At 62.1% G+C, this 7,918-nt stretch carries 1 protein-coding gene; it reads left to right on the forward strand.

What is annotated here, in order from left to right; all coding sequences use genetic code 11:
- A partial coding sequence (locus AC1DSN_RS15010; RefSeq protein ID WP_477331409.1) for a tandem-95 repeat protein occupies positions 1–7,918 on the forward strand: 7,918 nt, incomplete at both ends.

Here is a 7,918-nt window from a genome sequence, read left to right on the forward strand (position 1 = left end):
CTTCACCGCCGAGGCGCCGATCGTCCATCCGACCGCCGGCACCACCGAAGAGAACACGACCCTGTCGATCGGCGTCACCGTTACCGATGGTGACGGCGACACCTCCTCCGGCACCCTCAATATCGTCGTCAACGACGACACGCCGGTTTCCACCGGTGTGATCGGCACCGGCGCGATCACCGAAAGCGCCGCAGGCGGTTCGATTGCAGGCGAGCTTTCCGCCCTGGTATCGCCGGGCGCTGACGGTCTTGGCCGCTACTCGGTTGAAACCACCGGTCTGTCCTCCAGCCTGACTTCGCTGACGTCCGGCGGTGTCGCGCTTACCTATTCCGTTGTCGGCAATGCCCTGGTGGCGAAAGCCGGTGCGGCGACGATCTTCACCTTCAGCGTCGATCCGGCCACCGGCCATTACACCTTTACGCAGACCGGCCCGCTCGACCACACCGACAGCGTGGTTATCGATGGCGTGTCGATCCCGGCTGCTACTCTCGATGCTGCCGGCAGTCATGCGGCTGTCGCTGATGTCGGCGGCAACGATCTCGCCTTCGTGGGACACATGCCGGACGGCGACGCGATTATCCGCGTCAGCAATTCTGGCAATTCCGCAGTCACTTGGACGCTGGACAACAATAACCCCGGTGGAACGGACTATGTTCTCAACATCCCGGCCCACACCACCTGGTATGTGAATGTCGGCAATGTCCCGAACCAGACGAAGTTCGATCTTGACGGTGTAGGTTCGCCGAATGGCTCTACAACAGTCAACAATGGTCATTCGATTACCTTCACCGACGGCGACGGTTCGCTGGCGCTGGACCTTTCGTCCGCCGTCACGGTAACCGATGGCGACGGCGACAGCGTGGCGCTCCATGACCAGCTGATCGTCACCGTCACCGATAGCGTGCCGACGGCCGGCCCCAATGCCATCGGAACGGTCGAGGAAGGCGGCTCGGAAACCATCACCGCCGCCCTGACAGGCCTCTCCTGGGGTGCGGATGCCGGCAGCGCGCGTACGCTTTCCTTCACTGGAAGTGTCGCGACAAAGGATCAAAACGGAGCGTCGGTGACGACGCTCAGCTCGAACGGCAATCCGGTGACGATCGCCGTCATCGGTGGTGTGCTTACCGGGTTCACCGGCTCTGCCAACCCGCCGGCGCTGGACCATATCGTCTTTACAGCATTGCTCAATGCTGCGACCGGCGGTTACACCTTCTCGCTGCTTCAGCCGCTGGACCATACGGCGCCGAATGCGACGAGCCAGTATCTCGATCTGGCCCTCGGGTTCACCGCCACCGATGCAGACGGCGACGCCGCCACCTCGACGGTGACCGTTCGCGTCGATGCCGCCGGCTCGATCGACTCGATCAACTATTCCAGCCTTTCCACCAGCGTCTTCGTCAACCTTGACGGTGCTGCCCACATGGTCGGCGGCCAGACCGTTACAGCTGACACCGCGACCGACGGTGCCACCGTGATCGACAAAGTGATTGGTATCGACAGCGTCTCGGGCATCGTCGATGCCCTGGGTGGTGCCGGCAACGATGTGCTGATCGGCGGCGACGAGGCCAACAAGCTCACCGGCAATGGTGGCAACGATTACCTGGATGGCGGTCTCGGAGCCGATGTTCTCGACGGCGGTGAAGGTAACGACACCTTCGTCCTCGGCGCGGATGTGACCGGTTCCGGCACCCGCAACATTCAGCTGGGTGACGGCAGCCTGCTGGCGGTCAATATCGCTGGTCTTGCCGGCACTGCCGACCAGGTTATCGGTGGCGCAGGATACGACACGATCATCCTGGAGCGTGACGGCAAATCGGGCTTCGTGGCCGATTACAGCACGGCTCCCGGTTATCTCTCCGGCGTCGAAAAGATCGTCGGCACCGATGGCAATGACGTCATTCTTCTGGCTGCGGGCTCCACTGCGGACGGCGGACCGATCACCATCGAAGGTGGCGACGGCAACGACATCCTCGGCGGTTCGAATTCCGCCGATATCATCAACGGCGGCACGGGCAACGACCTGATCTCCGGTCTCGGCGGCAACGACATTCTCAAGGGCGGTGCCGGTAACGACAAGATCTGGGGCGGTCTTGGCGCCGACAAGCTCTATGGCGAAGACGGCAACGACATGCTGGTCGGCGGCAAGGGCGACGATCTGCTCGACGGCGGCACCAACAGTGCCGTTGGCTTCAACCGGCCATCCAACCCTGCATCGGGTGACGCCGCAACGATTATCGCTTCGGCTTTCGGCGGCGACACCGCAGACTACTCGTCGCTGACGACGGGTGTGTTCGCCAACCTGGGTGACGCCGCAACTTGGCCGGCCGCTATTCCGGCCCACAGCGCAATCGATAGCAACGGCGCCAATGATGCGGTCGGAACGGATACGCTTGTCGACATCGAAAACCTGACGGGCGGTATCGGCGACGATATTCTGGCCGGTGACGGAAACGACAACATCCTCAAAGGCGGCGCAGGTTCCGACACGCTTCTCGGTGGTGCAGGCAGCGACCTTCTCATCGGTGGCGATGACAATGTTGGCGACAACCTCTATGCCGGTTCCGGTAATGACGTGCTCGTCCTCGGCAATGGCGGTGGTACGGCCAAGGGCGAAGGCGGCAACGACCTGATCTATGGCGGCTCCAGCGGCGATTGGCTCTATGGCGAAGACGATGGCAACCCGAACCCGGTCGACGCCGGCGACGACATCATCTTCGCTGGTGGCGGCAACGACCATATCGAAGGGGGCGGCGGTGCCGACAAGCTGTATGGCGAAGACGGCGACGATACGCTGATCGGGGGCAAGGGCGACGACCTGATTTCCGGCGGCACAGGCAACGACACCTTCGTCTATAAGGTTGGCGACGGTGCCGACGTCATCGACGGGGGCACGGAAACCGGCYCGATCTTCCCGGACTACGACGTCCTCAAGATCGCCGGCGATGCCGAGGGCCGCACCTTCACGATCGGCAAATCGACCCTGGCGGACCCGCAGAATGTTGCGCCGGCCGACGATCGGCCCGACGTGCTGGTCACCTATAGCGGCACCGGCGGAACGACTGTGCGGGCCGACGAAATCGAAGGCATCGAGATCACCCTGCATGCAGGCGGCGGCACGATCAATGTCGGCGATCTCTCCGGCACCGCCATCGCACCTTCGACCATCGCCATCACCGGCGGCACCGGCGACGACGTCATCAACCTGGCCGGTCTTGCCGGCACCAAGGTGGTCGTCACCGACGCCGACGACACCACTGGCGGCGACGTGGACACGATGATCCTGGCCGGCAAATGGGCCGACTACGACATCGTTCGGGCCTCCGACGGCACCTTCTCCTTCAGCCTCGGCGGCACCGTCGTGGCGACGGCGAAGAACATCGAGCAGTTYACCTTTGCCGGTGAGAACAACGGCAACGGCGGCACCGTGCAGGCCATCGAGCTGGTCAACGATGCGCCGCATGCCATTGCCGACACCAATGCGGGTGATCCGGTAATCGAGGCCGGCGGCATCGCCAACGGCACGGCCGGCGACGCTTCGGCAACCGGCAATGTGCTGACCAACGATACCGACGCCGATATCTTCGACACCAGGACCGTCACCTCGATCCAGTTCGCCGGCGGCGGATTGACGGCCGTTCCCGGCAATAATGGCGATGTCACGGTTGCCGGCACCTACGGTACGCTGACAATCCATGCGGATGGCAGCTATGCCTATGCACTGGACAACAATGACGCCGACACCCAGGCGCTTGTCCAGAACACGCACGCCAGCGAAGTCTTCACCTACGGGATGAAGGATGCCCATGGCCTGACTTCGACTGCGTCGCTGACCATCGCGATCACCGGCACCAACGACGCCACGGTCATCGACCTGAATGGCGCGGCTGGCGGAAACGGTGCGGCGACCAACGCCACGGAACAGACACCGCAGCAGTTCGCCTGGCAGGCAAGTCTTGCAGACGTCGACTCTTCGACGCTGCAGTCGATGACGGTGACGCTTGCCCACAACCTTGATGGAGCAAGCGAGACGCTCTTCCTCAACGCGACGGCAACCGCCGCCGCCGTGGGCTTGAACGTCGGCTACAATTCAACCACCGGCGTGCTGTCGGTCACCGGTTTGGCATCGATCGCCACCTATGAGACGATCCTCAAGAACATCGTCTACCAGGACAACAGCGATAACCCGGATACCTCGATCGACCGCACCCTGACCGTTGTGGTCAATGATGGGGTTTCCGATAGCGCGCCGCAGGTTGCGACCGTTCACATGATCGCCATCAACGACGCGCCGGTATTGGCCGGCACGTTGACTGGGGTGGTCGCCGAAGGCGGCAGCCACGTCCTCACTTTCGCCGAACTCGGCTATACCGATCCGGACGATGTCGACGGCGGCGTGGTCTTGCAGGTCTCCGATGTGACGCACGGGGTGATTTCCAACGGCGGAGCTTCGGCGACCTCGTTCACCGCCGCCGAACTCAAGGCCGGCCTGATCACCTACACCCATGACGGTTCGGAAGGTCCGACCGCATCCTTCTCGGTCAAGGTCGAGGACGGCAACGAGGACAACTCGGCACCCGGCACCGGCACCTTCAACTTCACCGTGACGCCGGTCAACGATGCACCGGTGGCGCATGACGACGTCTATTTCATCGACGAGGACACCACCCTCTCGGGCGTCAACGTATTGACGAACGACACGGATGYCGAAGGCGATACCCTCATCAGGGTTGGCAACATAACGGTTGGGGGGAACCCGGCCGCATCCGCATCGCTGGAGACAGGCGGCGCGTTGACCTATCACGCGGAGGCAAACGAGAGCGGTTATTCGGTCATCGGCTATACGGTCTCCGACGGCAACCTCACGAGCCAGGGTACGATCACCGTCAATATCCGTCCGATCGCGGACGCCGCCACCATCTCCGGCTCCGGCTCCGGCAGCGAAGATGGTGCGGCCGCCATTGGGCTCAATATTGCTCTTGGCGACACGGATCATTCCGAGAAGGTGACACGAGTTGAGTTGAGCGGTTTCCCGGACGGTGCAACCTTCAACCAGGGCTCGTTGCAGGGTGGTGTCTGGGTCATCGAGAATGCTGCCGGGGTTGTTACCACCGGGCTGACGATGACTCCGCCGGCCAATTACAACGGCAACTTCACGCTGAACGTGGCAGCAACGGTCCTCGACAGCGCTATGCTCTCCGATGGCCTTCACACGGATACCGCGGTTTCGACCGGTTCGATCGAGGTTGCCATCACAGCGGTGAACGATGCGCCGGTTCTCGTCCAGCCGATTGCCGACCAGAGCATTGCGGAGGAAGGCACGATTTCCTTCCAGGTTCCGGCAGGCACGTTCTCGGACATCGACTCGGCACTGACCTACACGGCAACCCTCGGCGATGGTTCGGCACTGCCGGCCTGGTTGCACTTTGACGCCGGGACAGGGACTTTCAGCGGTGTTGCGCCGTTGAACTACAACGGCAGCTTCGATGTGAAGGTGACTGCCACCGACGGTTTGAACGACGTTTCGGACACCTTCAATATCGCGGTCACGCCGGTCAACGATACGCCGACCCCGCACAACGACGTCTTTTTCGTCGACGAGGACCATACGCTCTCCGGCGTCAATATCCTCGCCAACGACACCGATGTCGACGGGGATACTCTGCATCCGACCGCGGCGACCATCACGTCGGGGCCGACGGGCAGCGGCCTCCTGTACTCCAACGGGGACCTGGTCTACACGCCGCACGCCAACGCCAGCGGTATCACCACGATCCAGTATACGGTATCCGACGGCAGCGGCGCCGCAAACGCCACGGCTTCGGCAACCATCACGGTCAATATTCGGCCGGTGGCTGATACTGCGACGATTTCCGGTTCTGGTCTCGGCGCTGAAGACGCAGCGGCCAACATCGCGCTCAACATTGCCCTTGGCGACACCGACGGGTCGGAAAAGGTGACGCGGGTCGAACTGTCGGGCTTCCCGGCCGGTGCGACCTTCAGCCAAGGCGCGCTCGAAGGTGCGGTTTGGGTCATCACCGATGCCGCCGGGGTCAATACCTCCGGCCTGACGATGACACCGCCGCACGATTTCGCCGGCAATTTCAACCTGAACGTTGCTGCGACGGTCCTTGACAGCGCCACGCTCACCGACGGTCTGCACACCGATACCCTGGTTTCGACCGGTTCGATCGAGGTTGCCATCACGGCGGTGAACGACGGCCAGGCAACGATCTCGATTTCCGACAGCACTCCGGCGACCCCGCCGACGGTCGGCGATGTTCTGCACGCCACGCTGGGTTCCGATCCGGACGGCGCCGCGAGCAACGTCGTCCACACTTGGCTGCGTGACGGCACCGCGTTCGGTGCGACCACGGCGGATTACACTCTTACTTCCGCCGATGTTGGGCACCAGATATCAGTCCAGACCACCTATGTTGACGGCCAGAACTTCAATGAGACGGTCACCAGCGGTGCGACGGCAACCGTCATCACCAACAACCATGCGCCGGTTGCCGTAAACGATACGCTGTCGTTCGGCGGCGGCGCGACCCCTGCTCCAAGTGGCACGGGCTGGTCGCTCAACACGGATAACGGTCACTACTACAAGGTCGTCAATTCGCAAGTAAGCTGGTCGACGGCTGTGAATAACGCGGAAAGTGCGGGCGGCTATCTGGCGACGGTTACCAGCGCCGGAGAGAACACCTTTATTCAATCGCTGATGGGAGCCAACAAGTTCTACTGGCTCGGCGCGTCTGACGCCGGAACCGAAGGTGTTTGGAAATGGGTCACGGGCCCGGAGGCCGGCACGACTTTCTGGACAACCACGAATGTCGACGCCAATGGCGTTCAAGGCACCGCATCGGGCTTCAATTCCTGGCCTCTCGCCGCTGTCCCTGGTTATGTTTATGAGCCCAACGACAATTGGGGCGTTGGTGAAGACTATCTTCTCGCCCGCAAGGACGGCTGGTGGAATGACGGTACGAGCTCGAGCAGCGGATCCAACGGCTATGTGATCGAAGTCGGTGGCGCGATCACCAACGGTGGCATATCCGAGGACGTTACCAAGACGTTCGCGGCCACGTTGCTGACCGCCAACGACACCGATGCCGATGGCGACACCCTGACGGTGACTTCCGTTACCAACAGTGCCGCCGGCGCCACCGTTACCTTGAACAACGACGGCACGATCAGCTACAACGCTTTGTCTTCCACGACGTTGCAGGCGCTCCATGCTGGCGACGTCCAGACGGACACCTTCTCCTACACGATCAGCGATGGTCATGGCGGAACCTCGACGGCAACGGCGACGATCACCATCAACGGTGTCAACGACGCCGCAGTGGTCAGCGGCGTGGGGACAGGTACAGTGACGGAGGCGACCAGCGCCAACACTGGAACGCCAACCGCGACCGGTGATCTCAACTCGACCGATGTCGACGGCACTAATGACGCCTGGACCGCTGTGACGACGGCGACCGCGAGCGCCAACGGCTACGGCACCTACACCATGGATGCCACCGGACACTGGACCTATGCGCTGGACAACGCCAATCCGACCGTCAATGCGCTGAATGCAGGCAGCCAGCTGAGTGATACGTTCACCGTCACGACGGCGGACGGAACAGCAAAACTGGTAACGGTGACGATCAACGGAGCCACGGATCCGGCGCTTCCGGCGACGGCAAATGTCTACGATGTAGGCAAAAATAGTGCGGGGAATTCGGCCGCTTCTGCCTATGTTTTGAATGGTCCGGGAGCCGTAACCACATTCGTCAAATCGGCGGATCCCGACATCACGGATGCCTCGCATAACCCGTCGATCACTATCAGCGCGGAGGCAACCAACGGCCAGACGGATTATTACAAGTTCGTTGTCACCCAGAATGGAACTGTCGTTACCTTCGATATCGACCACACC

The sequence above is a fragment of the Luteibacter sp. P4_D7_3 genome (genome assembly GCF_056401735.1).